We start from the raw sequence: 25,108 nt of genomic DNA, 5'->3' as shown, positions 1-25,108 counted from the left end.
GGGGGTGGGGGTGGGCCGGGTGGGCGTGGGGGTGATAGTTTGGGCAATGCGCTCTTCGGCGGCGGCGCGCCATTTCTCAGGCACGGCGTCTTGCGGCAGAGCGAGCAGGGCGCGCCATTCGCGCAGCGCCACTTTCACCTCCCCCAACGCATCCAATGATTGGGCGCGCCAGAAGTAGACTTCGGCCTGGTCGGCGTCGCTGTTGGCAAAGGCTTCGGCTTCGCTCAGCGCCTGGTAAGCGTTACCGGCGCGTTCCACGGCCAGGTAAGCGCGCCCCAGGGCAATATTGGCGGCAAAGGTCTTTTTATTGATGGAGCGGGCGCGTTCCAGGTCTTCCACGGCTTTTTCAGGCTGCTCCAGCTCCAGGTAAAGCAGGCCGCGCTGCACCAGCAGGTCAAAATCGGAACTGCCACCGGCCTCCAGGCGGGTGAGGGCGGCCAGCGCGTCTGCCTGGCGCCCGCTGAGCTGGTAGGCGCGCGCCAGCAGAACCCAACCTTCCGGCTGCTGCGCGGCGTGCAGGGTGTAGGTTTCCAGGGGAGAGATGGCCTGTTCGGCTTCGCCGGCTTTGAGCAGGGCTTCGCCCAGCAGCAGGTAGGCGGGCAGCGAGGTCAGGTCTGCCTGGCTGGCCTGGCGCGCCCAATCCACGGCGTCGGCGGCCTGGCCCAGCGCCAGGTGAGCGCGGGCGCGCAGCTGCATCGCCTGGGGATTGGCCGGGCTGTAGGATTCCAGCGTGTCCAGCCAATCCAGGCTGGCTTGCGGGTCGCCGCGCAGCTGCTCCAGGCGCGCCAATTCCAGGTAGGTTTCAAACATGGCCGGGTCGAGGGCGGCGGCGCGCTGCAGGTCACGCGCGGCTTTGTCGAGGGCCGGGGGGGTCTCTGCCAGCCAGACACGCGCCCGCCCCAGGTAAGCCGGGGCGAACTCGGGGTTGGCGGCGATGAGTTTTTCATATTCCAGCACGGCGGCTTCCAGCTTGCCGGAAAGCCGGTAGGTTTCCGCGGAGAGATAGGGCAGGTCGAGCGCGTTGGGTTCGAGGGTGGCCACCTGGCTGAAGTAGCCGCGCGCGGCGTCCCATTCCTGGCGTTGCATGGCGCGCAGACCGGTGCGGTAGGCCTCGGAGACGGAATGAGGTGTATTCACATACAGCGGGGTGGGTGTGTATGTGGCGCCCAGCAGGGCCTCCAGCGGCGTGGGCTGCCCGGCAGGGGCCGTGGAGAGCGGGGCGGTGGGCGAAGGCGTCTGCGGGGTGAGGGTGGGCACGCGGCGCAGGGTGGGAGTGGGGCGCGGCGCGAAGAGGAAAGAAAGCGGTGAATTTTCCGGTCCCAACAAGCCCACCAGCAGCAGGGCGGCCACGATCACCAGCGCGCCAGCCCCGGCGGCCACTCTCAGCCACAGCTTTTTCCCTGGCAGCCCGGTTTCGGGCAGGTTCTTTTGCAGTTTGGGCGCGCTCCACTTGCGGATTTGCTGTTCGTAGGGGAAATCGGGGGTGGAGGCGGGCGGCGCTTCGCCGAGCATGCGCAGGCCGCGCAGCACTGCCGGGTGATTGGGGGCCAGCTTGTGGGCTTCGCGCAGGCAGTAAAGGCGCTCTTTGGAGGTTTCCACGCAGGCGCTCATCCACAGCCAGTAATCGGCGTTTTGGGCATTGATGCGCAGCAGGCGCGTAAAGAGATCGCGACCGCGCGCGTAGTCGTGCATGGAGACGGCGTTGAGCGCCTCTTTGTACATGGCTTCTTCGGGATTCACGTTTTGAGTTTAGCACAGGCTTGGACGCGGGGCAAGGCTGGCAAAATGGGCGCGTGTTATAATCGCAACGATGAAAACATTTCTTCGCTGGCTGGTGTTGGTGGGTTTGTTGTTGGGCGGCTGCTCTCCCGCCGTGCCAACCGTTACCGATGCGCCCGCGCCGCCGCTGCCCACCCAGGCGCTGACGCCCTACAGCAGCCCAACGCCGCGCGCCACCCTCACCCCCGGCTGGAGTGCTGGTACGCCCACGCCGTTTCCCTCTCCCACACCCACCCCGCGCGTGCATACCGTTACCCGCGGGCAGGATATGGGCGGCATCGCCTTTTTGTACGGCATCACAATTGAAACATTGATGGACGCCAACCCCGACGTGGATCCGCGCGTGATGTCGGTGGGCACGCAGCTGCTCATTCCGGCGGCGGCAGAGACCTCCACGGATGTGATCCCCAGCCCCACGCCGGTGGGAGTGCTGCTGGGTCCGCTGAATTGCCTGCGCGGGCGCGATGAGGGGGCGTGGTGTTTCATTGAGGTAAAGAATTCACAGGCGGTGGATGTGGAAAGCGTGGCGCTGGTGGTGCGCGCCGCGAACAACCAGACCGGCGATTTGATCTCACAAACGGCTTACTCACCGCTCAACCGCATTCCCGCCGGGCAGTCTCTGCCGCTGGCGGTTTCCTTCCCACCGCCGCTGCCTGCCAGCGTCACTTTTGGGGTGGAGCTACTGACCGCGCTGCCCGTTCCGGCGGACGCCAGCCGTTACCTGGACGTGGAAATGAGCGATCCGCAGGTTGAGGTGGAGGAGGGCGGCAAAAGCGCCCAGGTGAGCGTGGAACTGCGCGTGCTGGGCGGCCTGCCCGCGCGCGAGGTGAGGCTTGCGGCAGGCGCGTACAACGCGCTGGGCGAGGTGGTCGGCCTGCGCACCTGGCAAAGCGGCGATCCGCTTGAGCCGGGCGGCGTATTACCGGTTACAATCAATGTGTATTCCAGCGGGGGGGAGATTGAAACCGTGAAGGTGTGGGCGGAGGCGCGCCCTTAAGGTTGAGGGGGTAAGTTATCCCTTTGGGTCGAGAGAATTTACGGCCCGCTCCAGATGAGATAGGATTCGTAGACGCACACCGCGGGCTCAATATCCAATTCCAGGCATACCTGGTAGCTTACCAGGCTGCCGTTTTCCACATCGGGCATGGGCGGGATGGCCAGGCTGGTGCGTCCACCGCTGCCGGTGGAGGGGGTGTAGTAAACGCTTTCGCCGCGGGGTGTAACCAGGGTGATGCGCGCCACAATGCCGGGCACCGGCTCGAGGTTGAGCGCGCGATGCACCAGAATATACAGAATTTGCGACTGGTCTGGCGCAAGTTCCTGGCGCTGTTCGGCCACGCGCAAGATCAAGTCGCCGGTCATCTCCGGGAAGGGGGTGGGTTCGGGCGGGGTGGTTGGCGTGGGCTGCTCTTGAACCGTTTCTGCCGCCTGGGGGGCGGTTTCTGATTCTTGCGGGCCAGTGACGGGCGCGGCGGGCGGGGCCGAGTCCTCAACGGGCGCAGGCGGGGCTTGCGGACCGGCATCAGGGGGCGTTTCTTCCGCGGGGAGGGAAATTACGGGGGTTTGGCCCGCGCCGAATTGTTTGAGATACTGCGAGCCGAGCGGGGCCATGCGCACCCGGCGGCTTTCTTCTGCGCTTTGGTGAAAATCCAGACAGTAGGTTTCGTAGCACTGGCGCGGAAGGTTGTCTTCGTAATAGGTGGTGTCGGCAATAGGCTGCCCAGACAGCTCGTAGCCGCCGTGTTTGGCAATGAACTGATCGAACAGCACCGGAACGTGATAACCGTTCGGGTCGTCTGGCGGATTGATAAAGATGACATTGTTTTCCAGCCCCCAGCGCTTGGGCCCGGGCGGGGTGCTCACCATGCCCAGCAGGCGCGGAAGCGGGCGCAGGCGCACCTGCGAGAGATCATCGGGGGGGGCGTAAAGCACCGCGTTTTCGAAGACCTGTTCCACATAGCCGTCGCTGGCCAGATAATCATCGGTGAGCGGCGCGCCGAAGGTTTCCACTCCGCCCAGGCGGTTGAGCGAGGCCAGGAAAGGCATGTTGGGCTTTTCGCGGTGGGGGGCAAATGCCACATATTCCGTTGAGCGGCAGTGGCGGTCGCAGATGTAGGCGCCGTAGGGCAGCAGGCGCACTTCACTCTGACCGTTTTTCAGGTTGGCGTAGAACCCCAGATTTTCAAAATACTGCTCGATGCGCTGCAGCTCTTCATCGTAGCGGATGCCGGTCAGCGGGCGGCCGACGTTGATGCTGCCGTTCAGGTCGTGGTATTTTTCCAGAAAGTCGGGGTAAATTTCGTAACCGTAGAGGTGGTTGGGGTCTTCTTCAGAGAGGGCGTTGGCGGGGGATTCGACGATGTTGAGCGCGCTGCCCAGCGGGTAGAGGAAGAAGCGGTCTGTGCTGGTGTCGTAGGGGTTGAAGCACATCAACGCGTTGACGGTGAACTGGCAGGTGTTGCCGCCGTCGGCAAAGGGCGGCGAGATGGGCGCTCCCAGAGTATCCACCCCGCCCAGATCGAGGTAATACTCGCGAAACACCGGGTCAACGTCGCGGACGGCATTGTCTAAACCGGTGGAATCTGGCCCCGTTGCGCAGGCTGAGAGAATCAGGCAGGCGGCGGTCAGGATTAAGATATGCAGCATTTTTTTCTTCAATGGCCGCATTCCCACACTCCTGAAAGAATGGATGATTGATTCTTGGCTGCCAGAAAACTGGCGCCCCAGGTTCGGAAAAAGATGTTTGTTCTGACCACCCCAGTCATTTTCATCTTTCTCATTTCACCGCGTTGCTGTGTCTTTATAAGGAATATTGTAATAGAATCTATCTTAAATTTCTATAAGGTAAGCCAATGTTTCAAAAATTGGTCCACTTCATCCGCGAAAACCGCGCGGCGGCATTCTAATCGAAAAGGAGGCACCTGTGCCAGAAGCAGTGATCATCGACGCGGTGCGCACGCCAATAGGCAATTTGGGCGGGGCGCTGGCGGGCATACGCCCCGACGACCTGGCGGCCCTGGTTTTGCAGGCGCTGGCGCGCCGCAGCGGGCTGGACCCCGCCCTGGTGGAGGAAGTGTACCTGGGCTGCGCCAACCAGGCCGGTGAAGACAACCGCAACGTGGCGCGCATGGCGTCTCTGCTGGCGGGCTTTCCGGTGCATGTGGCGGGCGTTACGGTCAACCGCCTGTGCGCTTCAGGATTGACGGCGGTGAATATGGCGGCGCGCGCCATTCGCTGCGGCGAGGGAGAGGTCTTCATCGCCGGCGGGGTGGAAAGCATGTCGCGGGCGCCGTATGTGGTCTCAAAGGCAGAGCGTGGATACGCGTTTGGCAACCTGACTCTGTGGGATACCGCCCTGGGCTGGCGCCTGCCCAACCCTAAAATGGAAATCAGCTACGGCACACACCCCTTGGGCGAGACCGCCGAGCGCATCGCGGACGCGTATGCCATCCGCCGCGAAGAGCAAGACGCCTTTGCGCTGGAAAGCCATCGCCGGGCAATCGCGGCGATGGACAGCGGACGGTTTGAAGCGGAAATTGAACCGGTGCCGGTTCCGCAGCGCAAAGGGGAAGCCCTGCTGGTGACGCAAGACGAGCGCCCACGGCGCGACACCAGCCTGGATTCGCTGGCGCGCCTGAAGCCCGCCTTCCGCCCGGATGGCACGGTAACCGCCGGGAACTCTTCTGGTATGAATGACGGCGCCGCCGCCCTGCTGATGATGAGCGCCGAGCGCGCCCGCCAACTGGGGCTGCGCCCCATGGCGCGCGTGGTGGCCTCGGCAGCGGCCGGGGTGCAGCCCGACATGATGGGCATGGGACCGGTGCCGGCGGTGGGCAAGCTGCTGCAGCGCAGCGGCCTTTCCATCGAGCAGATCGGTCTGTTTGAGGTGAATGAGGCTTTTGCCGTGCAGTCGCTGGCGGTAATGCGCGAGCTGAAGATGCCTGTCGAACGGACCAACGTCAACGGCGGCGCGGTGGCGCTGGGCCATCCGCTGGGCTGCTCGGGGGCGCGCATTCTCACCACCCTGCTGCACGAGATGCGCCGCCGCGCCCCCGGCCAGGTACGCCCATTTTACGGGCTGGCGGCTCTGTGCGTGGGGGTGGGCCAGGGGGAAGCCTCTCTGGTGGAATGGCTGGAGGACTAGCCCTTGAAAGCGCTGGTAACCGGATCAACGGGATTTATTGGCGGGGCGATCTGCCGCCGCCTGGTGGAGCAGGGCGTGCAGGTGCGCGCCTTTCACCGCGAAACCAGTTCGCTCAAATTGCTGGCCGACCTGCCCGTGGAACACGCCCTGGGCGATTTGACCCAGCCGGAAACGCTGGAAGCGGCTGTGCAGGATGTGGATGTGGTCTTTCATGCGGCGGCGCTGCTGGGCGGGCGCGAAGACCCCGGCCGCATGTACACGGTTACGGTGGAGGGCACGCGCGCGCTGTTAAAAGCGGCGCGCAAAGCCGGGGTGCGTCGCCTGGTGTATACCAGCTCGGTGGCGGCCCTGGGAGTGCCAGAGGTCTCGCGGCTTCACCCGCCGGTGCGCGGCCTGCTGGACGAGAATCACGCCTGGAACTGCCCCCCGGCAATTTGGCCGTACGGCTATTCCAAATACCTGGCCGAATTGGAAGTGCAAAAAGCGGTGGCCGGTGGATTGGACGCGGTGATTGTCAATCCCGCGCTGGTGTTCGGCCCCGGCGATGTGTACCGCAAGACCAGCTCGGTGGTGGTGCAGGTGGCGAGCGGCAAGCTGCGCCTGTCGGTGGAAGGCGGGGTGAATGTTGTGCACATTGAGGATGTGGTCAGTGGGCACCTGGCGGCGCTGGAGCACGGGCGGCGCGGCGCGCGGTACATTTTAGCTGGCACGAACCTGCCTCTGCCGGAGATGACACGCGCCATCGCGGAACTGAGCGGCATGCCGGTTCCCTTTGTTGTTCCTGGGAGGGTGGTGCGGTTGTCTGCCGGGCTGCTTAAACGCCTGGAGGACTTTCTTCCGCTGCCTGTCTCGGCGGAAATGCTCAATCTGGCCGGGCACTATTTTTATTATGACGGGCGCAAAGCGCAGCGCGAGCTGCGCCTGGAAGCGCCCCTGCCGGCGCGCCGCGCGCTGAAGGACGCCTACGACTGGTTTGTGAGCGAAGGGGTTATCCGCCCGCGTCAGAATAAGGCTGCGGCCTGATGATGATCAGGAATTAATGTTTGCAGGCGCGGGGTTCATTCCGCGCCTGCTGTTTTTCTTCTCCATCCTTAGAAAAACGCGAAAGCCTTAACCGTTGGCCGGACTGCGGCCGTAGAGTTTTTCGCGAATCTGGATAATTTGGCGGCGGAAGCGGTCGTCGCGCTCGATCAGGTCGGCCACTTTATCGCAGGCGTACATGACGGTAGTGTGGTCGCGCCCGCCCAACGTCTCACCGATTTGCGGCAGGGAGATGTTGATCTCTTCACGCAGCAGGTACATGGCCACCTGGCGCGGCAGGGCCACCTCACGCGAGCGCTCGCGCCCCAGCAGGCGGTCGAGCGGCATGCTGAAGGCGGCCGCCACGGTTTCCAGCACCTGGTTGGGTTCAATCGAGCTGCGCTGCGGAATCAGGTCGGCCAGGGCGCTGGAGACCAGCTCATTGGAGAGTGGCTGCCCGCTCAGGTCGGCATAGGCCAGCACGCGGGTCAGCGCGCCTTCCAGCTCGCGGATGTTGGATTGAATGCGCCGGGCGATTAAATCCAAAATTTCGGGCGGAACCTGGCGCCGGGCGCGCTGCGCTTTGGAGCGCAGGATGGCCACGCGGGTTTCCAGGTCGGGGGGCTGAATGTCGACGGTCAGGCCCCACTCAAAGCGCGAGCGCAGGCGTTCTTCCAGGGTTACCATGGCCTTGGGCGGACGGTCAGACGACATAACGATTTGCTTTTCCTGGCCGTGCAGGGTGTTGAAAGTGTGAAAGAACTCTTCCTGAGTCGATTCCTTGCCGGCGATGAACTGGATGTCATCAATCAGCAGCACGTCCATGCGGCGGTATCGCTCGCGGAAGGCGGCGGTGGTGCGGGTGCGGATGGCTTCCACCAGGTCGTTGGTGAAGTCTTCGGAAGAAACATACAATACCGTCAACCCCATGGCGCGCGCTGAATTGCCGATGGCGTGCAACAGGTGCGTTTTCCCCAGCCCCACGCCGCCATAGAGGAACATCGGGTTGTAGGCGTGTGCGGGGTTCTCGGCCACGGCCATGCAGGCGGCGTGCGCCAGGCGGTTGCTGGGGCCGACCACAAAATTATCGAAGGTATAGCGGTTGACCGTCTGGCTTGAGGAAGATTCGCTTTCTCCCTGCGCGCTGGCGGGCGCTTCTGCTTCTTCTTCCAGCTCGACAGGCCCGTCGTGGTAGTCTTTTTGATAGACAATGAACTCGACCTGTTGGGGCTCGCTGAGCATTCCAGAAATGAGACGGGTAACCGTGGAGGAAAGCCGGCTCTCCAACCAGTCGCGCGCGTAGGCGTTTTGCACGCCAATGGTGACGGTATTGTTTTGATGGCCAACAAATTCCGCGCTGCGCACCCAGGTGTCAAAGGCCGCCTTTGACATTTCCATCTGAAGTTGTCCTACTGTTGCCTGCCAGGCCTGCTGTCCGTTCATGGGCTGCTTTCTCCCAAAGGTATGATGATTCGCAAACGGCTTCGCCTCTGAAGCCACCAATAAGTTGGTTCTTTCTTTTCGTGTTCCCACCGGCAGAGGAATACACTCCACCGTTTTTTCGATCCCCCGTCTGTTCGGGTGGGTCTGGATTGGGCGCAGGAATATGAAGCCCACTGCAGAGATTTGCAATGGGTATGATGTGAACCGCTCAATTAGCCCGAAACGTGGAAAATAAAAGGGCGAAGTTTCTGGCTCTGTTTTCCGTTTGCTACTGCGATTCTAGCAGAAAGCCGCCGATCCAACAAGTTGAAAGCCCTACGGAAACCTAAAAAAAGCCTGAATTTTAAGACAACCTAATGTTAAAAAACGATTAAATTAGTTTTTTGTTCTACCTCTTTACAAAGCTTATGCGCGTTTCCCACAGGTGGGTTATCCACAGGATGAAACCCCCATATATGGGTGATTCTTAATCAATAAGAGGGGTGCCCCAATTTATGGATTCAACTTGAAAGAATGTTGTGTGCATTTATCCACAGGTTTTCTCCACAGTTTTACCAGAAATGGAATCTTATCCACAGGTGGGCGGAAAACAGGTGGAGGGCGCCCCGGCTTTCAAACAAAAACCGGCCCTGGTGGACCGGTTGGGTGACTCATTATTTACGCGGCTGGTGCCTGGCTGTCTTTCAACATCATCTGAGCGGCTTCGCGGCCAATTTTCACCGCGAAGTTGGTGCCGCGGTCCCACGGGTAAACCTGGCTCATGCTGGCGAAATACAGCCCCGTGATGGGCGTGCGAATACTGGGGATGTTGGCGGAATGGTTGACCAGCGGAATGGGCTGGGCGTAATGGGTGCGGAAGAGCCAGCTTTCTTTGACCCAATCGGGTTTGAAATTGGGGTTAATGCGCTGGAAGCTGGGCAGGAAGCGCTGCAGCAGCTCTTCTTTGCTCAGCTGGAAGTATTCGTGATCGGTTTCCAGGTAATCGCCGCAGTAGAGGATATGGTCGCCGCCGTAGTGCTCGGTGGGGAGGAAATTGGTGTGTTCCACCAGCGCCAGGAAGGGGAAGCCGGCCGATTTGGGCAGATTGAACCAGTAATAGCCCTGCTCGGAGAGCTGCTGGCGCAGCGAAAGCACCATCACCACCGCGCCCATGCTTCTTAAGTTCAGCAGGCCTTTGAGGTAGTCTGGCGGAAGATCGGGCGCCATGCGCGCCATCAGCGCGGGTGAGGTGGTATTGAGCACCTGGTCAAACACCAGGCTCTCGCTGGTGAGCTGCAGGCTCACCTTGCCTTCGGGCGCGGCAGAAAGGTTCATCACCGCCGTTGAAAGCTGAATCTCCACCCCCATGCCGCGCAAAATATCAGCGAACTGGTCGCAAAAGGCCTGAAAGCCGCCCTGGAAGGTGCCCAGGCGGGTGGTGCGCGCGTGCAGGCGCGCCCACATCCAGGCCATGTTGACCTGTTTGGCGTACTTCTCGCCAAATTTACCGACCATCATCGGCTCCCACATCTGCTCGTAGACACGGTCTCCGGCCCATTTGCGCATCCATGCGTCGACAGTGGTCTTTTCCAGGGCGCGCCAGTTTTTGGTCAGACGCAGATAGAGGCCCACCAGCCCAAAGCGTATTTTGCCCAGTCCCCAGCCCAAACCGGGGTAGAGCAGGGCGGCCAGGATCGAATCGAAGGGGTAGAAGCGCCCTTCGTGGTACATCACTGTTACCGGGCGCGGGAACATGACCTTATCGGAGAGGCCCAGTTCGGCGATCAGCCCCAACATGGATGAGTCGGTCTGGAACCAGTGATGGTAGAACTTCTCTACTGACCAGTTCCAATGCGGTTGTTTGAAACCCGCGGCCAGCCCGCCGGTGTGATCGGCGGCTTCAAAGATGGTTACTTGGTGACCCGCTTTGGCAAGGTCGTAGGCGGCGGACATGCCGCCCACACCGGCACCGATGACAGCGATTTTCATGATTCTTGCTCCAGGGTTGGAATTTTCTCCCCCCATTTCAGGCCTTCGCGCAGGAAGTAAAACGCGCCTACCAGCGTAATCGGCAGCCACAGGGTGATGTGCAGCACGACAGTATACCCCGCGGCGACCCCGCCTGCCACGCCAAATGCCTGCAGCAGAGCAATTCCCGGGGCTTCAAAAATGCCGATGTACCCGGGCGCTGAGGGCAGCATGGTAGCCAGGTTGACCACACCGTTGATTAACATGAGGGCAAAGAAGTTGATATTGAATGCAAACGCCTGCATCACCAGCCAATAAACCACTGTTTCAATCAGCCAGATCAAAACAGATGTTAGAAAGATCATTAACGCTTCCCACGGCGAGCGCAGCGACTCGAGGCCGGAGAGAAAGCGCAAGGCAAAACCGCGCATTTTTTCGCGCCAGCGCGCAGGCACCAAACGGTCGATGAAGAAGGTTGCCAGGCGCTCGGCGAGGGCCGGGAACATGGCCGCCAGTAGAAAAACGATCAGCGCGGCAGCAAACGCCGCGCCAGCCCACAGCGCCAGGTTCTGAATGTTGCCCACAAATCCGGTGGTGCCCTGAAGATGCGCAAGCTGCCCCAGGTTGAGAAATACGAACCCCAGCATAACCACGCCGTCAAAAATGCGCTCAACGATGATGGTGGCCAGGGAGGCAGACACCGGCACCTGCTCGCGCCGCCGCAGCACAAAAGCGCGCAGCACTTCTCCGGCGCGCGCCGGGTAGATGTTATTGCCCAGGTACCCGATGTTGACCACCGGGAACATAACCCGGTTGGGTATTTTCTTCAGCGGGCGCAGCAGATACTGCCAGCGCCAGGTACGCACCCACACCCCCACAAAATAAACCAGCACCGCTGGCAGCAGCCAGAAATAGCGCGCCGATTGAATGGTTTCCCACACATCTTCGAGGTGCAGGCCGCGCACAGCGATATACAAAAATATCACGCTGATGAGGATACCCAACCAAATTTGCCATTTTTTCATGGGGTTAATTTTACCATGTATGCCATTTTTCCCGCTGCCCGCCGGCCGCAGATGTTCAAGGTTTTGCACTGCATAGACAAACGCAGGCGTGTCGCGCTATGCTGTGTGTATAGATAGAAAGCCCTGGAGGTGAGTTATGCGTTTCCCGAAGGTGAGCGGCGCCAACCTGCTGCGCCAAAAAAAGCACCTGCCCGAAGATTTTGAGGGGCTGATGAATGTGGTACTGATCGCGTTTTGGCAGTCACAGCAAAGCGATGTGGACACCTGGCTGCCGCCGTTGGAACGATGGGAAAAGACCTGCCCCGGGCTTGAGCATTATGAGCTGCCCACCATTTCCAGCCGCGGGCGGCTGGCGCAGTTTTGGATTGATGAAGGCATGCGCATGGGCATCCCTGATCCGCAGACGCGCGCGCATACCATTACGCTGTATCTGGAGAAGGCTGCTTTTCGCCGGGCGCTGGAGATTGAAAGCGAAGACGAAATCACCGTTCTGCTGTTGGATGGGCAGGGTGAAGTGATATGGCGCGGGCGGGGCGTGTGGGATGCCGACCAGGGACAGGCTTTACAGTCGCAGATCGAAGCCGGCTGCGCCCGGCTGTAAGCGGCTGCCTTTCCACCGATAAAAATCCCTTCTCCGCAATCGCCGGAGAAGGGAAGGAGAAGATCAAGCCCGCGGGCGCTGAGAACCCCCGGGCTTTCTGGTTTTCTTAACTGTGGCAGCCTTCGGAGGCCAGGGCGGCGCGCGCGGCGGGTTGGCGCAAGGGGCAGTCCTGGCAGGCCGGGCGCAGGCTGCACTGCCACACCTCGGCGTCGATAAAGCGCAGACCCATCGCTGCGGCTACCGACACGCGGTGATGACCGTCCAGCACATAATACTCGCTGCCAATTTGATAGACCTGGATGGCCTCCCAGCCGGGAGAGTTCCAGGCCAGAGCGACGGTTACCCAGCGCGATTGCATGTGTTTGCGCAGCGGGCGGAAGCGCGCGTCAAAGTCGTTGGCGCGCCCCAGGCTGCCGCGAATCGCCTCCAGGGGAATGGCGGTGATTCCGGTATATTTTTTCTCTTCGCTCACCAGAGGAGCAATATCCTCATAGTTCTTAACCAGTCCATTTTTGCCTGCCAGGGCGCCCAGCCAGCGCTGCCTTATGGCCTTTAACCGTTCGGAATCAAATCGATCGGCAGCCTGGTGGCGGGTATGAAGTGCGAGATTCATGGCGATTTCCTTTCTTTAATGCAACCGGTTGCATTAATCGGTAAAAAAAATTAACTTGAAGAGCGTACAATCAATTCAACGGGCATGGTCAGCTGGTGGGTGATGCCGTCATCCAGATAGGCGATGAGGCTTTGTACCAGTTTTTTGCCGATTTCGGGAATGTTCTGGCGGATGGTGGTGAGGGGCGGGGTGGCAAACGCCGCCATCGAGACATCGTCGTAGCCCACCACAGCCACATCTCGCGGCACGCGCCGCCCGTGCTGCTGGAGTATCCGTATGGCGGCGATGGCCATTATATCGGAGTTGACAAAGACGCCATCCAGGTTGGGCTGGCGCTCCAGCAGTGCCTGCATGGCGGCTGCCCCCGATTGGCTGGAGAAATCTCCGTAGGCAACGCGCTGCGGCTCGAAGGGCAGCCCGGCCTGTTCCAGCGCCTGGCAGTAGCCCTGAAAACGCTGATTCACTTCAATATCGTCCGCGGGGCCGCCGATGAAGGCGATATTGTGGCGGCCGCGTTCGATGAGGTGCTGGGTGGCCAGCCGTCCGCCGCGGATATTGTCGCCTTTGATATAGTTAAACATCTCAAGCGGCAGAGGGTTGCCCCAGGCGATAAAAGGCGCCTGGTGCTTGATCAGACTGCGAACGTGGCTGGTTTTGTGCACGGAGGTCATCAGAATGAATCCGTCAACCCGGCCGGTGAAGTAATAATCCTGCACCCAATCCTGTGCGTCAGGGGCAATATTGACCATCAGCAGATCGTAGCCCTGCTCGGCGGCAGCGTTGGTGATGGCCCCCAGAATCTCCAGCGAGAACAGGTCTTCCACCGAGAACTTGGCGCATTCGCACTGCATCACGAAGGCCAGGGTGCTGCTGCGCTGCTTGGAAAGGCGGCTGGCGGGCAGGTTGATCTGGAATTGGTGCTGGCTGGCGATGGCTTGAATACGCGCGCGGGTCTCTTCGCTGATCAGCGGACTGTCACTTAACGCCCGCGACACCGTGGATTTGGAAACCCCGGCGATTTGGGCGATATCGGCGATGGTGCGCACTTTTTTCTGTTCCATCTAGTCCATCCTTTTGATCTTTGCAACCGGTTGCATTATAGCAAATTCGCGGTGTTTCGTCAATACGCAATTCTGCCTGAACGCGAACAGTGTGCGTGGTTCGCCTCGCGGCAGAGTGCGATTTCTCGCCGCTTTGCCTGTTGTCTTGAAGTGTTTTTTCCCCTATACTTTAATCTGTACCGGTGTTTGGCCGGTTCTGTGTTCTTTATTGAGCAGCGCGCATGATGCCCACCCGCGGCTGCCTGAACGGTGACATGGTGGATTGTGGATCAACGGAGGGTAGCACCTTCTCCGTTTGAATTAATGGTTGGTGCAGGGATTATCGTTAACCGCGTTGTTGCCTGGCAGGTCTGGGCGCGGCAGGGAAATGACAACCTCACTACATCTCGCATCCATGTAAAACCATTGAAACCCTTTCTGTTGGCTGCCTGGAATCGCCATTATATTCATCCAAACTGCAGGTTCACTGCAGCCTTGAAATGTTGATTCTTTGAGGAGAGAGGCATGATTCGACTGGCACTGCAGAAAGACGTTTCACAGATTTATCAATTGATGAAGAGAGTCCCCGGTTTTTGGCGGGACGATTGGCGCGATGATGTGGTGGAACGGGGCATCGATGTTTCGGACGGCCTGGCGTTTGTGTGGGAGGAAGAGAAGCAGATTAAGGGATTTGTCTGCGCTCACGACCTGGGTTTCCGCTGCTATATGAGCGCGCTGGTGGTATCACCCGATGTGCAGGGACGCTCTATTGGCACGCACCTGGTGCGGTATGTGGAGCGCGAATTGTGCGCGCGCGGCTGCACGGTGTTAATCGCGGATGTATGGAATGAAGCCGAGAGTTACTTCTTCAAGGAACTGGGTTGGGTACGCCCGACTTCGGTTTTGATGCAGCAGAATCTATTCGGCCGTGATATGGATTGTGATGACAAGTGATCGGCCACCTTTGGGGTTGAAGGGGAACACATGCATTTCCGGGCATCTTCCACCGCTCCGCCTGCCCCAGTCGATCCAGACAGGTTGTGCCGACGGCCAGCACATTCTTGCACGGGAAAATACAGCAGATAAAGTGATAAGGAGAAATGATGGCACACGTTTATAAGAAGATTGAGCTGGTTGGCACCTCAAAAGTGAGCATTCAGGACGCTATCGAACAGGCCGTGGCCAAGGCCGCCCAAACTGTGAAGAATATGCGCTGGTTTGAGGTGGTGGAAACCCGCGGTGAAATTGAAGACGGCAAAGTGGCTTACTGGCAGGTAACCGTAAAAATCGGCTTCACGGTGGAGTAGAAGCGGATCTTTCGCTGGCAGCCGTTAAGCGTGAGCTGGCCTGACCGGATAGTCTGCACGCTGCGCTGCCGGCTGGTTTGCCTGGAATGAATCACCAAAACACCCTTCCCTGGCGAATGCGCGGGAAGGGTGTTTCTTTAATATTCAGATGACTTCTATTTCACCAGTGGTTAATCTGCCAGCGGGGCGAGGTGATCCATGTCTGCGTAGCGCAGCAGGCGGCCGGGCGCGAAGCGCCCGTTCATGCCAGGAAATTCCACCTCGGTTACCGCGCAGTTGCGCATCTGGCGCATTTCCACCAGGTTTTTGGATACGCCGGTGGTGTCTTTGAGCGTCAGCGCCACAATGGCGATATGCGCCACAATGATGATGCAGCGATTGTCTTTGCCGCTCAGCACCTGTTGCAGGCCGCGCAGCATGCGGTCGCGCAGGCCGTGATAATTTTCGCCATCGGGGAAGGACCGCTCGTGGCGGCCCTGCACCCATTCGTTCAAAATCTCATCGTGCAGCGCCCAGTTCTCGTCACTCACCGGCCTGCCCTCCAGCGAGCCTACGTTGATCTCGCGGAATTCTTCGATAATCTGCACCGGCAGGTGATTTAGGCCGGCGGAGATGATCTCGGCGGTTTCCACGGCGCGCTTGAGCGGCGAGGTGTAAATTTCATCGATGGGCTGGCCGGCAAAGCGCTGCGCGGTGAGCTGCGCCTGCCGCACGCCCAGTTCGGTCAGCGGATAATCCACCATTTTATAAGAGAATTGGTGGGTGAGATTGGCCAGGTTTTGACCGTGGCGCACAAAATAAACCAAATTACTCATAAAGCTTCATCAACCTCTTTCATTTTCAATCCATGAGAGTGAGATCGTCCCATTGATATGGATTGCAGGTCAGTGTGTCGTTTTCCCAGGTGGTTTGCCACAAATCATTTCCGTCTTTGCTGAGCTTTACCGTTTCCCACAGCGCCGTTTGCTGGGTGAGGATGGACTGGGCGCGCTGCTCGCTGAGGCTGAAGCTCTGCCAAGTGGACGGGTCTTCCTCTTCCAGCAGGCGGGCGCGGCAGGCCAGGTTAGAGGCCAGCCTTCCGCGAATATCTTGCGGCAGGCTTTCGTCCGCGGCCAGGCGGGCCAGCGCCGGCACCGCGTCGCTGCTGAGGGTGAGCAGGTACTGGTTGTCGAGCGGTTTGCCGCTCACCGAGCGCAGAACGTTCTGGCGGACAATGAAGCCGTCCACGTTCATCATTCCCATGGTGGTGATGAAGCCAAACGCGCTGATCAGCAGCGCCAGGGTGAAGAGGTGGCGTTTGCGCAGCACCTCGAACACGGCGGTGGCCAGCAGCAGGGCGGCCAGCCAGGGGATAAAGAAATGCGTGTAGGTGCGCAGGCGGGAGAAGCCGTAGGCGTTTTCGTACAGCCCCAGGCGCAGCAGGCTGGAGGCCAGCAGGGTGAGCACCAAGCCCACCAGCAGAAGGCTGAGCACGCTGAAGGCGGTCTGCGTTTTGCGCTTGTCTGTGCGCGTTACCGCGCTGAGCGCCAGGTAGGTGAGCAGGCTGATGACAGCCACGGCCACCAGCTCGCCAAAGCCGCGCCGCGCGTATTCGGAATAGGTGAAGCCGGTGATGTTGATATTGGCCTCGCCGCCGAACAGGTAGCGGAACTGGATGGCGACAAACACCGCGAAGAGCAGGTCCACTGCACCCAAAATCACCGCGCTTTCAATAAAGCCCAAAAAGGGCTTGATGCGTTCTTTTTGCGGGTCGGGCGCCGCGGCTTGCTGGCGCGGGCGCAGGCTGTGCAGCAGCGCGCCGGTGAGCAGATAGGCGAACAACAAAATGTAAAAGAAGCGGAAGATGTACTCTCCCCAGCGCGAAAGGTCGAACCAATCGGCAATTTTTTCCAACTGCTGGGCAAAGATCAGGTCTGCCGAAGCCAGCAGGGCGGCCAGCACCAGCAGCAGCGGCAGGGCCAGCAGCAGACCGCGCAGCACAGCGAAGATGGCGCCGCGGGCCGACTGCCAGGCGGTCTCCTGGCCGTCTTCAGCGGCGGCGGCTTTCATCTCACTGCCCAGGGTGAAGGGCCGCGCCAGCGCGCCGCCGATCAGGTTGAGCAGCGGCATCACAAAATCGAGCAGGCGCAAACGCCACCAGCAGCCGTTGGTGTAGGTGGCGGCCAGCACAGCCAGCCCAAGGAGGCTGGAAGAGATCGCCAGGAAAACGGTGAAGCCTTCGGCGCGCAGCAGCGCCCAGGCGGCCAGCGACAGGATGGCGGCCTGCAGCACGGCGCTGGGCAGCGCAAGCGGGATGCCCTCCATACGGCGCAGGGCTTCCAGGCCGGCCAGCAGCAGCGCGGTCCACAAGATAAAGTTCAACCCGGCAGACTGGTGCCAAAACAACAAATCCACTGCCCAGGCCAACCCCAGTGCAATGGCGATGAGGATGAGGGGTTTGCGCGTCATGGTTAGAAGATCACAGCCGAGAGGATCATGGATACGATGATCAGCAGCGCCAGAGCAGCGAAGAGAATCTGCTGGGCGCGCCGGCGGCGCTGTTCCGCAGACAGTTTTTTATCTTTGATTTTTTGGTTGCTCATAGGATTGTATTCTCCACAAGAGATGATTGTAATAGCCTTTGCGCATTTTTGCAAAGCGGCGCCGGTCGGCGCATCCTGTATAATAGAGAGGCAACACTATCAAAACCGATCAAATTTGACCAAAGGCTCTGAAAATGTCATTCTGGACGTCTGTTTTTTGGGGGAATCCCACCCGGCAGTGGGTCGCGGGGTTGATTGCCGCGGCGGTGAGCTTTGGCGTGCTGATGCTGGTCAAGCGCCTGGTGATTAAGCACATCAAACGCGCCGCTGAGAAATCGCAAAGCGACGTGGCCGATTTTCTGGTTCGCCTTTTTGAGCAAACCAAAGACCTTTTCTTCCTGGCGCTTTCGCTGTACATCGGTATGCAATACCTGATTCTGGTGGACAATATCTCGCGAACCGCGCGGGTGATCATTCTGCTGATCCTCATTTTGCAGGCTGGTTTTTGGGCCAGCAGCCTGGTGAGTTTTTGGGTTAACCGCGAGGTGAAAAAATCGCTGGATAACGGCAGGCGCGACTCCAACACGCTCAGCGTGCTGGGGCTGGTGATGAAGGGCGTCATCTGGGCGGTCGTGATTGTACTGGTGCTGGATAATATTCCCGGCGTAAAGGTCGACACGCTGATCGCCAGCCTGGGCATCACCGGTATTGCCGTGGGCCTGGCGGTGCAAAATATTCTCGGCGATTTGTTTGCTTCGCTTTCCATCGCCCTCGACAAGCCCTTTGTGATTGGCGATTCGATTGTGGTGGACGACCTGACCGGCACCATCGAAAAAATAGGCCTGAAGAGCACGCGCGTGCGCAGCCTCTCCGGCGAGCAGATCATCTTCTCCAACTCTGATCTGCTGAAGAGCCGCATTCGGAATTATCAGCGCATGCAGCGGCGGCGGGTGGCGTTTATGCTTAATGTGGACTACAACACCCCGCCCGACCAGCTGGATCGCATTCCGGATATGATCCGCGAATGCGTGGACGGGGTGGAAGACGTTACGTTTGCCCGCTCACACCTCGCCGCGCTGGGTGAATTCGCAATCCAGTTTGAAACGGTGTATTGGGTGGAAAGCGACGACTATGTCCTCTTTATGGATGTGAAACAGCGCATTCTGCGCGGTGTGTTGGCACGCTTCCAAACCGAGGGCATTCGATTGTCGTTCCCTACACAAACCTTACACACTCATCTTCATTCCTGAACCCATTCTCTCTATACTGTGACGAAACCGGCTGTTTGGGGTTATACCAGACAGCCGTGCTTGTTCAGTTTTATCGGGTTTTCTAATCTTATTTTAACTTTTATTCGGGTATAATTTCCAAGATTTCGCTTTTTTACCGGAAAGTGGAAAGAGGCAGAGATCGCTTAATGGTGAAGCACTGCGATTGCTTGGCAAACTGGTAAGCAATACAGCTTTCACAGAAAAGGAAAATATGACGGTCCGCATTCAATTAACGGATGTAACGCTGCGCGACGGCCAGCAAAGCCTGGCTGCCACGCGCATGACCACCGCCCAGGCGCTGCGCGTTTTGCCCATTTTAGAAGATGCCGGGTATACCACACTGGAATTGTGGGGCGGCGCCACCCTCGACAGCAGCGTGCGCTTTCTTGATGAGAATCCCTGGGAACGCCTGGAACAATTTTCGGCGCGGCTGAGCCGCGCTCGCCTGCAGGCCCTGCTGCGCGGGCAAAATTTGTTTGGCTACCAGCCCTACCCCGACGACCTGGTGATCGCGTTTGTGCGCCAGGCGGTAGATTCGGGGGTGCAGGTGATGCGCATTTTTGACGCGTTGAACGACCTGCGCAACCTTGAGACGGCGATTAAAGCTACCAAAGACAGCGGAGCTATCGCAGAGGCGGCGATTTCTTACACCACCAGCCCGGTGCATACCCCCCAGCTCTTCATCCAATACGCGCACCAACTGGCGGCCGCGGGCGCGGACCAATTGGTGATAAAAGACATGGCCGGCCTGATGCACCCCTGTGACACGCTGGAGATGGTGCGGCGCATCAAGCGCGAGATTAACCTGCCGCTGGCTATTCACAGCCACACCACCACCGGTGTGGGCCTGCTGAACGCGGTGGTGGGCATGGTCTACGGCGCGGATTCGGTGGACTGCGCGATTACGCCTTTCGCCGGGGGCACATCGCATGCGCCGGTGGAACTGCTGGTGGTGTTTGCCGAGGCGCTGGGGCTGGATCACGGGCTGGATAAGGGCTTGCTTTTGCGCGCCCAGGCCGAGCTGCACAAGATCTTTGGCGAGCTGCGCGGCAGCATCCCCGATTTTGAGAAATTCTCACGCCGCCCGGTTACCTTTGAAGATGTAGACCTGCGCAGCGTTGAGCGCGTGCTGCGCCTGGTGCAAAACGGCGATGATGAGTCGCTGGAAGCGGCGCTGGATATCTCGCGCGAGATGATGAGCGAGCTGGGTTACCCCGATTTTGACGCACGCATGTTCGAGTCGCAGATCCCCGGCGGCATGCTGACCAACCTGCAGAACCAGCTGGCGCTGATGGGCAACCCCGGCGCGCTGGAGGCGGTGATGGACGAAATTCCGCGCGTGCGCGCTGATGTGGGCTATGTGCCGCTGGTTACTCCCACCAGCCAGATTGTGGGTTCGCAGGCAGTGTTTAATGTAATCATGGGCGAGCGCTACGCGTTTGCTTCCAATGAGTTCAAAATGCTGCTGCGCGGTGAATTTGGTAAAACACCGGTGGCGCCCAACAGCGAGGTGATGAAAAAAGTGCTGGGCGAGAGCGCCGATGTGCTGGTTCACCGCCCGGCGCACTATCTTCAGCCGGTGATGGACAAGGCCGTTGACCTGCCGTATGTAAAGACTGGCAAGGATGTTCTGCTGCACCACATGCTCGGCCAGGCCGCCGATGAGTACCTGGCGCGCCATCACCAGCCGACCATCAACTGGGACGCGCTGGTAAGTTACCTGGAATTTTAACCGCCCGCCTGGGCGAGAGACAAAAAGAGGTTTTTGAGCCATAAGAGCGCTCAAAAACCTCTTTGGTTTTCATCAGTGTGTCCGCTTTACAGGGGAGAGCAGGCGGCCTGCCCTGGCTGGTTGATGCGCATGGACATCGCCGGACGGGTGAAGGCCAGCATCTTTTTGACGAGGAACAAATCGGACAGCTTTAAGATCAAGTAGTTCATGCGGTCCATTTGCCAGGTGCTCTCTGGCAGTTGGCGCAGGCGTTCGGCGTCGCGCCCGGCGCGCAGCGCGCTTTCCACGCGCGCGTGGTGATGGGTGAGAATGAGTTGTGGAGATGTGTACAGCATAGCGGCCCTCCTGTGTTTCTATTGTTGACAATCTTATTGTAGAGCCGCGGGTCTGATTTGGGATGAGGCGCATGGTCAGGCTTTGCATGGCCAGCCGGTCTGAAAATGGGCTGGTCAGGTGGGCAGGACATTCGTATCCAATTTTGATGATTGAATTTCCATTGGCTTTTACCCATCCCCCAGCCCCTTCCCGAATTGGGAAGGGGAGAATGTTTTTTCCTGTGGTTTTGCCCCGCTTTGCGGGGCAAAACCACAGCATCTTACTCTCATTCCCCGCCCTGGGGCAGGATTTTAACGCAGTACACCTTTGGCGAGGGCGGGGATAAAATCTTTCAGTGTTTGTAACATCGTTTGTGATGCGATTGCCCTGCTGAAAGGGGTTCACTCTCTGCAAAAATGGGCTGTCCGATATATAATCAAAACGGCTTTGTCCATCATTCCACATCGCGAACAGGACCGTATGCTCAACCTAAAATTTTCCCCGCGAACTTTCTTCATCGCTCTGGCGGTGGTCTGCCTGCTGGCCTTTGGTCTGCTGATCCCCTGGCTGGGATACTATTGGGACGACTGGGAGACGATTCTGGTGGGGCGGCTTTTTCCGCTGAGCGAGTTCTGGAAGTATTTCAGCGGCGACCGGCCGTTTGCCGCCTGGACGTATATGATTTTCGCTCCGCTGGCCGGTTCCACGCCCATCACCTGGCATCTTGTTTCGCTGGTGCTGCGCTTCTTCACCGCGCTGGGTTTCTGGTGGGTATTTGGCATGGTCTGGCCGCAGCGCCGCCGCCAGATGGCCTGGGCGGCCCTGCTCTTCGCGGTGTACCCGCTCTTCCGCCAACAGCCCATCGCGGTATCGTATCACCAGCATTGGGTGGCGTTTGCTTTGTATTTTGCATCGCTGGGCTGCATGCTCAAGGCGGCCCAGTCCACGCGGCGGCGCGGGCTGTGGCTGGCGCTATCAGCAGTGGGTGAGCTGCTGCACCTGGGCACACTGGAATATTTTGTGGGCATTGAACTGCTGCGCCCGGTGCTGCTGTGGCTGGCGCTGCGCGAGAGCACGCCCAACAAGGCTGAGCGCCTTAAGAAAACTTTGCTTTTCTGGCTGCCTTACCTGCTGATTCTGGCGGCTTTCTCCGGCTGGCGGGTGTGGTATGCCCAGCAGGGGTTGAAGGAAGTGAACAGCCCGGTGCTGCTGTTTGAGCTGGTTAAGAACCCAATTGCGGCGCTGACCAAACTGATCAGCCATGTGATGCAAGACGGGCTGTATGTGCTGGCCGGGTCGTGGTTTGATACCCTCGACCCCGCCATCGCCGCCGACTTCCCGGCGCCTTTCTTTTTGATGACCGCCGCGGTGGTAGTGGGGCTGGGCGTGGGGCTGTACCTGTATCTCTTGAACCTTGATTTTCCGGAAGACCACGAAACCCCGCGCGTGTGGACGCTGGAGGCGTTGGGCGTTAGCCTGCTGGCGGTGCTGTTGGGCGGCGTGCAGATCTGGATCACCGACCGCCAGGCGTTCACCGCGGGCGGGATGTTCTCTGATCGCTTTATGCTGCCGGCTATGTTTGGCGCGGCGCTGGTGTGGGTGGTGCTGATTGACTGGCTGGCGCGCAATACCCGCGCCAAAATTCTGCTGATCTCTTTTCTGGTTTCCATCGCGGCCGGCCTGCACATGCGTACGGCCAACAGCTACCGCTGGTCGTGGACGTACCAAAAGCGCGTTTACTGGCAGCTCTACTGGCGCGCACCGTGGATTGAGCCTGAGACACTGATGCTGGAGGATGATCTGCCCTTCCCGTTCGTGCTGCCGACTTTCTCTTACCGTTTGCTGTACAACCAGCCGCGGCAGGCCAGTGACCTGTTCGGCGGGTTTTACCGCCTGGAGCGCGAGTTTGCCCCCGATTCGCAGGCCTGGCTGGAAGGGAAAGAGATTTACAATGAATACCGTAATATGCGCATTGGCGGAAACACGCTCGACAGTCTGGTGATGTACTACAATCCCCCGCACGACACCAACTGCCTGTGGATTTTGGACACGCAGGACACCGACCATCCGCTGCTGCCGGATGTGGTGATCGATGCTCTGCCGCTTTCAAACCTGGCACAAATTAAAACCGAGAACCCCTACGGCGAGGCCCCGGATGCCCGCATTTTTGGCGCAGAACCGGCCCCCGACTGGTGCTATTACTACCAAAAGGCAACGCTGGCGCGCCAGTTTGAGGATTGGGGCGAGGTGGTTCGCCTGGGCGACGAAGCCCAAAACCAGGGATATAACACCGCCAATCCCTCCTCCAATTCACCCTATGAGTGGATTCCCTTCATCCAGGCGTACGCGCGCGATGGGCAGTGGCAAAAGGCGGCTGATCTGCTGCAGAATACCTACCAGACCGACACGCGCTACCAGGGCATGCTGTGCCGGGTGTGGGGCGATCTGGAGGCGCAATTGGACGAGGCCGAGCGCGCGGTGTTTGATGAGGCTGCCAGCCGCCTGGAATGCGCCCCATAAAGGGCAGTTAAGATATCAGAAACGCCGCTCCCCAACGGAAGCGGCGTTTTTATTTGCATGTGAGGGTTTTGGCTGGCCTACGGCTGGCTGCCCGGCTGCGGGATGAAACTCTCGCTTTGAATAAGCCAGCCGGCCAGCGGATGGCCAAGCGCCTCAATGTCCTGTTTGCTTAAGCCGCTGAAGTCGAAGCGCAGCTGCCCGCCCAGTTCCACTGTCTCTCCGCCGCTCAGCCCCAACCCTACCGGCACGGCCTGCAATTTACCGAGCAGGCGCGCCGCATAAGCCGGGTTAAGCTGTGGTGTAAAGGCCAGCAGCAGGATATCCTGCTGGCTGGTATTTTCCAATACAAAGGTATAACTCAGCACCCCAATCTGTTGTTGGTCGCCTTCCGCGCCCAGCGCGGTGGTGCTGGAACGGATCACCAGGGCAGGTTGGGAAAGCGGTTGGGCCTGGGCAGGGGCGGCGCAGGCAGTGAATAACAGCGCCAGGCAGATGGTGAAGATGATCGGCCATGGTTTGGTAACATGGTTCATTTTTATTGCTCCGCTACTGGCTGGCCAACTGCTCGCTGAGGGTTTTGACCACTTCTTCGGCAATTTGCTCGCGCAGGTGGCGCAGGTACCAGGGCCGCGACATTAACCCCGCCGAGCGGTCGCGCAGCGCCAGGCAGGCTTCCACCCGCACCACCGGCGGCTGGCCGTCGCGCATTTCAATATGGTTGCTCTGCCACTGCCCATCGCTGGCGAAGGTCATCTGCGCGTTGGTTTCAGCAGTGGCAAAAAAGCCCAGCCAGAGCCGGTTGTGTTCGGGCAGGGTGACCACCAAAACGGCCTGGCCGGTATGTTCCGGCAGTTCAGAAACGATCTCAATTTGGTCAATCCCGGGGGCTTCTTTGATTTGCCGCGCGAGGAGCTGGCTCAATTTGGGGTCTGGGGTGTACAGGCGCAGCGGTGATGTCTGCGGTGGGAGGGGGTTGGGATTTTGCGCGTCTCCCGCGCCGCCTGAGATGCGCGAAACGCTGATATTTTGCGCCGTGCTGCTGATGCTGAGGTGAAAATCCAACAGCAGCAAGGCTGCGAATAAAATAGCCGCGCCCAGCGCGGCGATGATGATCCATTTACGCATGGAAACTCCTGATCTTTTGTTATTGCGCTGCGAAGCTCAACTGCGCCAGTGGGCGGTTGGCCACATATTCAACCAGCACCTTGTTCAGGTTTTGGGCGGCCAGGCGGCCGAGCGAGTCGCGGTAGCCGCGCCAGGTCATAATCCCCAGGCTGGATTCACGCAACCACAGGCTGCCCAGCAGCGAGCTGCTTGCCTTCATGCTGACGTGCATGGGCTGGATGGCGACCCCCGCGCTCTGGTTGTCGGCATCTGTGAAGCGCACGCGCCACTCAATGCTGGCGAAAGACATCACCGGCGTCCAGACGATGCCGTGCGGCACCAGGTCAACTTCGAGGGTGGGCATGCCGGCGGGGTTTTGGCCGGGCTGCAGCAAAACCACCGCGCGGTTCAGTTCCTGGTCCTCAGCCACCAGACGGGCCAGTTCTTCGCGCAGCGCGTCGGCAATCAGCCCCGAGCCATTGATCACCACGGCCAGCGGAACCTGATTGTGCGGCAGCCGCAGAACATCGGACGCCTGCGCGCCTTCTTTGGAATAGAAATTCGTCTCGGAAACACGGTTGGTTACATGGAAGTTGAGAAAGATGATCACAACCAGAAACGAGGTGATGGCGGCGGCGGTTACGATCCACGAATTTCGGCGGTACATCGAAGGTCTCCTTGTCGCATGAAGGGCAGTTCCCTTTCTTAGCGCATTTTAAGAATAC

General features: G+C 59.5%; 23 protein-coding genes. 9 read left to right on the top strand and 14 right to left on the bottom strand.

Going from position 1 to position 25,108, the window contains the following annotated elements; genetic code table 11:
- Nucleotides 1–1,722, bottom strand: a 1,722-nt coding sequence (locus ADN00_RS19710) for a tetratricopeptide repeat protein (protein ID WP_075061878.1), incomplete at its 3' end; no start/stop codon positions are given.
- 88 nt (nt 1,723–1,810) lie between these two features.
- Between ADN00_RS19710 and ADN00_RS05165 the strand changes: the two genes are divergently transcribed.
- Nucleotides 1,811–2,776 (top strand): LysM peptidoglycan-binding domain-containing protein, encoded by a 966-nt coding sequence (locus tag ADN00_RS05165; protein WP_075061877.1) that lies wholly within the window; start codon nt 1,811–1,813, stop codon nt 2,774–2,776.
- Nucleotides 2,777–2,814: 38 nt separating this feature from the next.
- Here ADN00_RS05165 and ADN00_RS05160 read toward each other — a convergent pair whose 3' ends face one another.
- Nucleotides 2,815–4,446: a hypothetical protein gene (locus tag ADN00_RS05160; RefSeq protein ID WP_075061876.1), complete on the bottom strand. Its 1,632-nt coding sequence runs from the start codon at nt 4,444–4,446 to the stop codon at nt 2,815–2,817.
- 256 nt (nt 4,447–4,702) lie between these two features.
- On the opposite strand from ADN00_RS05160, the gene ADN00_RS05155 reads away from it, so the two are divergent.
- Both ADN00_RS05155 and ADN00_RS05150 read left to right on the top strand, forming a co-directional pair.
- On the top strand, nt 4,703–5,923 hold the full coding sequence (locus ADN00_RS05155) for a thiolase family protein (protein ID WP_075061875.1): 1,221 nt from the start codon (nt 4,703–4,705) through the stop codon (nt 5,921–5,923).
- Nucleotides 5,924–5,926: 3 nt separating this feature from the next.
- Nucleotides 5,927–6,946 carry an NAD-dependent epimerase/dehydratase family protein gene (locus ADN00_RS05150; protein ID WP_075061874.1) on the top strand — a complete coding sequence of 340 codons (1,020 nt, stop codon included), beginning with the start codon at nt 5,927–5,929 and terminating at the stop codon, nt 6,944–6,946.
- Between the two features lie 87 nt (nt 6,947–7,033).
- Here ADN00_RS05150 and dnaA read toward each other — a convergent pair whose 3' ends face one another.
- The 3 genes from dnaA to ADN00_RS05135 all read right to left on the bottom strand — a co-directional run bounded on the left by dnaA (nt 7,034) and on the right by ADN00_RS05135 (nt 11,358).
- Complete coding sequence (gene dnaA, locus ADN00_RS05145; protein ID WP_075061873.1) at nt 7,034–8,386, bottom strand: chromosomal replication initiator protein DnaA; 1,353 nt, start codon at nt 8,384–8,386, stop codon at nt 7,034–7,036.
- Nucleotides 8,387–9,043: 657 nt separating this feature from the next.
- Entirely contained in the window at nt 9,044–10,354 is a 1,311-nt protein-coding gene (locus tag ADN00_RS05140) for an NAD(P)/FAD-dependent oxidoreductase (protein WP_075061872.1), read from the bottom strand.
- Nucleotides 10,351–11,358: a lysylphosphatidylglycerol synthase transmembrane domain-containing protein gene (locus tag ADN00_RS05135; RefSeq protein WP_075061871.1), complete on the bottom strand. Its 1,008-nt coding sequence runs from the start codon at nt 11,356–11,358 to the stop codon at nt 10,351–10,353. The genes ADN00_RS05140 and ADN00_RS05135 overlap by 4 nt, the downstream gene beginning before the upstream one ends.
- Nucleotides 11,359–11,494: 136 nt before the next feature.
- Between ADN00_RS05135 and ADN00_RS05130 the strand changes: the two genes are divergently transcribed.
- Nucleotides 11,495–11,959: a hypothetical protein gene (locus tag ADN00_RS05130; protein WP_075061870.1), complete on the top strand. Its 465-nt coding sequence runs from the start codon at nt 11,495–11,497 to the stop codon at nt 11,957–11,959.
- 106 nt (nt 11,960–12,065) lie between these two features.
- Here ADN00_RS05130 and ADN00_RS05125 read toward each other — a convergent pair whose 3' ends face one another.
- Both ADN00_RS05125 and ADN00_RS05120 read right to left on the bottom strand, forming a co-directional pair.
- Nucleotides 12,066–12,572: a ParB N-terminal domain-containing protein gene (locus tag ADN00_RS05125; RefSeq protein ID WP_075061869.1), complete on the bottom strand. Its 507-nt coding sequence runs from the start codon at nt 12,570–12,572 to the stop codon at nt 12,066–12,068.
- A gap of 50 nt (nt 12,573–12,622) precedes the next feature.
- Nucleotides 12,623–13,633, bottom strand: a complete 1,011-nt coding sequence (locus ADN00_RS05120) for a LacI family DNA-binding transcriptional regulator (RefSeq protein ID WP_075061868.1) — start codon at nt 13,631–13,633, stop codon at nt 12,623–12,625.
- 504 nt (nt 13,634–14,137) lie between these two features.
- Between ADN00_RS05120 and ADN00_RS05115 the strand changes: the two genes are divergently transcribed.
- Both ADN00_RS05115 and ADN00_RS05110 read left to right on the top strand, forming a co-directional pair.
- Complete coding sequence (locus ADN00_RS05115) at nt 14,138–14,566, top strand: GNAT family N-acetyltransferase (protein ID WP_075061867.1); 429 nt, start codon at nt 14,138–14,140, stop codon at nt 14,564–14,566.
- A gap of 146 nt (nt 14,567–14,712) precedes the next feature.
- Nucleotides 14,713–14,919, top strand: coding sequence for a dodecin (locus ADN00_RS05110; protein ID WP_075061866.1), 207 nt, complete (start codon nt 14,713–14,715; stop codon nt 14,917–14,919).
- A gap of 170 nt (nt 14,920–15,089) precedes the next feature.
- Here the strand turns inward: ADN00_RS05110 and ADN00_RS05105 are convergent, their stop codons facing one another.
- Genes ADN00_RS05105 through ADN00_RS20260 form a run of 3 tightly spaced genes read right to left on the bottom strand, consistent with a single transcriptional unit; the run spans nt 15,090 to nt 17,501 of the window.
- Nucleotides 15,090–15,734, bottom strand: a complete 645-nt coding sequence (locus tag ADN00_RS05105; RefSeq protein ID WP_075061865.1) for a histidine phosphatase family protein — start codon at nt 15,732–15,734, stop codon at nt 15,090–15,092.
- Nucleotides 15,735–15,759: 25 nt separating this feature from the next.
- Nucleotides 15,760–17,367, bottom strand: coding sequence for a DUF4153 domain-containing protein (locus tag ADN00_RS05100; RefSeq protein WP_075061864.1), 1,608 nt, complete (start codon nt 17,365–17,367; stop codon nt 15,760–15,762).
- A gap of 2 nt (nt 17,368–17,369) precedes the next feature.
- On the bottom strand, nt 17,370–17,501 hold the full coding sequence (locus ADN00_RS20260) for a DUF2116 family Zn-ribbon domain-containing protein (protein WP_236691477.1): 132 nt from the start codon (nt 17,499–17,501) through the stop codon (nt 17,370–17,372).
- Nucleotides 17,502–17,635: 134 nt separating this feature from the next.
- On the opposite strand from ADN00_RS20260, the gene ADN00_RS05095 reads away from it, so the two are divergent.
- Together ADN00_RS05095 and ADN00_RS05090 are read left to right on the top strand one after the other, a co-directional pair.
- Nucleotides 17,636–18,691: a mechanosensitive ion channel family protein gene (locus ADN00_RS05095; RefSeq protein ID WP_075061863.1), complete on the top strand. Its 1,056-nt coding sequence runs from the start codon at nt 17,636–17,638 to the stop codon at nt 18,689–18,691.
- Between the two features lie 232 nt (nt 18,692–18,923).
- The gene (locus tag ADN00_RS05090; protein WP_152966262.1) at nt 18,924–20,444 is read left to right on the top strand and encodes an oxaloacetate decarboxylase subunit alpha; all 1,521 of its coding nucleotides are present in this window, start codon (nt 18,924–18,926) and stop codon (nt 20,442–20,444) included.
- Nucleotides 20,445–20,530: 86 nt separating this feature from the next.
- On the opposite strand, the gene ADN00_RS05085 is transcribed toward ADN00_RS05090, so the two are convergent.
- Entirely contained in the window at nt 20,531–20,779 is a 249-nt protein-coding gene (locus ADN00_RS05085; protein ID WP_075061861.1) for a hypothetical protein, read from the bottom strand.
- Between the two features lie 460 nt (nt 20,780–21,239).
- Between ADN00_RS05085 and ADN00_RS05080 the strand changes: the two genes are divergently transcribed.
- Entirely contained in the window at nt 21,240–23,279 is a 2,040-nt protein-coding gene (locus tag ADN00_RS05080; RefSeq protein WP_075061860.1) for a glycosyltransferase family protein, read from the top strand.
- 77 nt (nt 23,280–23,356) lie between these two features.
- Here ADN00_RS05080 and ADN00_RS05075 read toward each other — a convergent pair whose 3' ends face one another.
- From ADN00_RS05075 to ADN00_RS05065, 3 genes are read right to left on the bottom strand one after another with little or no spacing between them, the layout of a single operon-like run.
- Nucleotides 23,357–23,812 carry a hypothetical protein gene (locus tag ADN00_RS05075; protein WP_075061859.1) on the bottom strand — a complete coding sequence of 152 codons (456 nt, stop codon included), beginning with the start codon at nt 23,810–23,812 and terminating at the stop codon, nt 23,357–23,359.
- A gap of 13 nt (nt 23,813–23,825) precedes the next feature.
- On the bottom strand, nt 23,826–24,404 hold the full coding sequence (locus ADN00_RS05070) for a hypothetical protein (RefSeq protein ID WP_075061858.1): 579 nt from the start codon (nt 24,402–24,404) through the stop codon (nt 23,826–23,828).
- A 19-nt stretch (nt 24,405–24,423) separates the two neighbouring features.
- On the bottom strand, nt 24,424–25,050 hold the full coding sequence (locus tag ADN00_RS05065; RefSeq protein WP_075061857.1) for a hypothetical protein: 627 nt from the start codon (nt 25,048–25,050) through the stop codon (nt 24,424–24,426).
- Nucleotides 25,051–25,108 lie beyond the last annotated feature (58 nt).

This window comes from Ornatilinea apprima, from assembly GCF_001306115.1.
GTDB lineage: Bacteria > Chloroflexota > Anaerolineae > Anaerolineales > Anaerolineaceae > Ornatilinea > Ornatilinea apprima.
The sequence above is the reverse complement of the archived record's forward strand: the minus strand, read 5'-3'. Positions and strand labels throughout refer to the sequence as shown.

Excerpts from the sequence above, each read along its gene's own strand:
- ADN00_RS05130 (WP_075061870.1), top strand. The coding sequence starts at position 11,495 with ATGCGTTTCCCGAAGGTGAGCGGCGCCAACCTGCTGCGCCAAAAAAAG.
- ADN00_RS05110 (WP_075061866.1), top strand. The coding sequence starts at position 14,713 with ATGATGGCACACGTTTATAAGAAGATTGAGCTGGTTGGCACCTCAAAA.
- ADN00_RS05140 (WP_075061872.1), bottom strand. The coding sequence starts at position 10,354 with ATGAAAATCGCTGTCATCGGTGCCGGTGTGGGCGGCATGTCCGCCGCC.
- ADN00_RS05120 (WP_075061868.1), bottom strand. The coding sequence starts at position 13,633 with ATGGAACAGAAAAAAGTGCGCACCATCGCCGATATCGCCCAAATCGCC.
- ADN00_RS05115 (WP_075061867.1), top strand. The coding sequence starts at position 14,138 with ATGATTCGACTGGCACTGCAGAAAGACGTTTCACAGATTTATCAATTG.
- ADN00_RS05085 (WP_075061861.1), bottom strand. The coding sequence starts at position 20,779 with ATGCTGTACACATCTCCACAACTCATTCTCACCCATCACCACGCGCGC.
- ADN00_RS05075 (WP_075061859.1), bottom strand. The coding sequence starts at position 23,812 with ATGAACCATGTTACCAAACCATGGCCGATCATCTTCACCATCTGCCTG.
- ADN00_RS20260 (WP_236691477.1), bottom strand. The coding sequence starts at position 17,501 with ATGAGCAACCAAAAAATCAAAGATAAAAAACTGTCTGCGGAACAGCGC.
- ADN00_RS05090 (WP_152966262.1), top strand. The coding sequence starts at position 18,924 with ATGACGGTCCGCATTCAATTAACGGATGTAACGCTGCGCGACGGCCAG.
- ADN00_RS05065 (WP_075061857.1), bottom strand. The coding sequence starts at position 25,050 with ATGTACCGCCGAAATTCGTGGATCGTAACCGCCGCCGCCATCACCTCG.
- ADN00_RS05160 (WP_075061876.1), bottom strand. The coding sequence starts at position 4,446 with ATGCGGCCATTGAAGAAAAAAATGCTGCATATCTTAATCCTGACCGCC.
- ADN00_RS05105 (WP_075061865.1), bottom strand. The coding sequence starts at position 15,734 with ATGAGTAATTTGGTTTATTTTGTGCGCCACGGTCAAAACCTGGCCAAT.
- ADN00_RS05080 (WP_075061860.1), top strand. The coding sequence starts at position 21,240 with ATGCTCAACCTAAAATTTTCCCCGCGAACTTTCTTCATCGCTCTGGCG.
- dnaA (WP_075061873.1), bottom strand. The coding sequence starts at position 8,386 with ATGAACGGACAGCAGGCCTGGCAGGCAACAGTAGGACAACTTCAGATG.
- ADN00_RS05165 (WP_075061877.1), top strand. The coding sequence starts at position 1,811 with ATGAAAACATTTCTTCGCTGGCTGGTGTTGGTGGGTTTGTTGTTGGGC.
- ADN00_RS05095 (WP_075061863.1), top strand. The coding sequence starts at position 17,636 with ATGTCATTCTGGACGTCTGTTTTTTGGGGGAATCCCACCCGGCAGTGG.
- ADN00_RS05125 (WP_075061869.1), bottom strand. The coding sequence starts at position 12,572 with ATGAATCTCGCACTTCATACCCGCCACCAGGCTGCCGATCGATTTGAT.
- ADN00_RS05100 (WP_075061864.1), bottom strand. The coding sequence starts at position 17,367 with ATGACGCGCAAACCCCTCATCCTCATCGCCATTGCACTGGGGTTGGCC.
- ADN00_RS05070 (WP_075061858.1), bottom strand. The coding sequence starts at position 24,404 with ATGCGTAAATGGATCATCATCGCCGCGCTGGGCGCGGCTATTTTATTC.
- ADN00_RS05135 (WP_075061871.1), bottom strand. The coding sequence starts at position 11,358 with ATGAAAAAATGGCAAATTTGGTTGGGTATCCTCATCAGCGTGATATTT.